Origin of the sequence: Caenimonas sedimenti (assembly GCF_007833165.1) — a bacterium.
GTDB classification, from domain to species: domain Bacteria; phylum Pseudomonadota; class Gammaproteobacteria; order Burkholderiales; family Burkholderiaceae_C; genus Ramlibacter; species Ramlibacter sedimenti.
On record NZ_VOBQ01000049.1, the window covers coordinates 1 to 1,159 of the forward strand.

Here is a 1,159-nt window from a genome sequence, read left to right on the forward strand (position 1 = left end):
CTAGTGTCCTGTCCCGTTAATTCGCGAACACAGTCGCACGATCTTTTCTAGGATCGAGTCGGCTGTCGCAGTCCAGGTGAAGGGCTTGCAGGACTCGTTGTACCTGGTGACGAATTCGTCGATCTTCTTGATCAAGTCCTTGACGCTGCTGAATGAACCGCGGCGGATCGCACGGTTGGTAATGATTGAGAAGAAGCGCTCGACCTGATTGAGCCAGCTCGAGTAGGTCGGCACGAAGTGCATGTGCCATCTCGGACGCTGCGCGAGCCAAGCACGCACCTTCGGGTGTTTGTGCCGTAGTTGTCCGCAATGCAGTGCACGTCCAGCTCTGGTGGCACCGCTTTGTCGATGGCACGCAGGAAGTCCAGGAACTCTTGATGGCGATGTCGCGGCCGACACTGGGCGAACACTTCCCCGGTAAGCACGTTGAGCGCGGCAAACAGTGTCGTCGTGCCATGCCGCACGTAGTCGTGCGTCACGCCTTCCACATAGCCGAAGCCCATCGGCAGCATTGGCTGGGTCCGCTCCAGTGCCTGGCACTGGCTCTTCTCGTCCACGCACAGCACCAAGGCGTTCTCTGGAGGATTCAGATAGAGCCCCACGACGTCGCGTACCTTCTCGATGAAGAACGGGTCGTTTGAAAGCTTGAAGCTTTCCACACGATGCGGTTTGAGCTTGAAGACCTGCAGATACCGAGCCACAGAGCTCTTGCTGATACCCGTCTCACCAGCCAACGTGCGAACGCTCCAATGCGTGCCGCCATCGGCCGGCTTCGCATGCAGCGTCTTTGCGATGAGCTCGGCAACACGCTCGTCATCGACTGTGCGCGGTCGGCCCGGGCGAACTTCGTCATACAGCCCTTGCAGCCGGTGCGTGGCATAGCGGGCACGCCACTTCACGACAGTCGCACGGCCGATCCGAAGGTCCTCAGCCACTTCGCTGGTCGGCACGTCTTCGCCCTCGCAGGCCAACACGATCCGCGCTCTCAGCGCCATCGCCGCAGGCAACGAGCGCGAGCGCGCCATCGACGTCAGCTGCGCCCGCTCGTCGTCCGTCAGTGCAATCAGAACTCGCTTGTATGCATTCGCCATCGGCACCCCCAAGGATGCCTCAGCTCATGCAGATTCTGTGCCTACGAATTTATGGGACAGGACACTAG

General features: G+C 60.1%; 1 pseudogene. It reads right to left on the reverse strand.

From position 1 onward, the window contains the following. A pseudogene (locus FN976_RS28695) lies at positions 1–1,091 on the reverse strand (IS630 family transposase). Between the last annotated feature and the right edge of the window lie 68 nt (positions 1,092–1,159).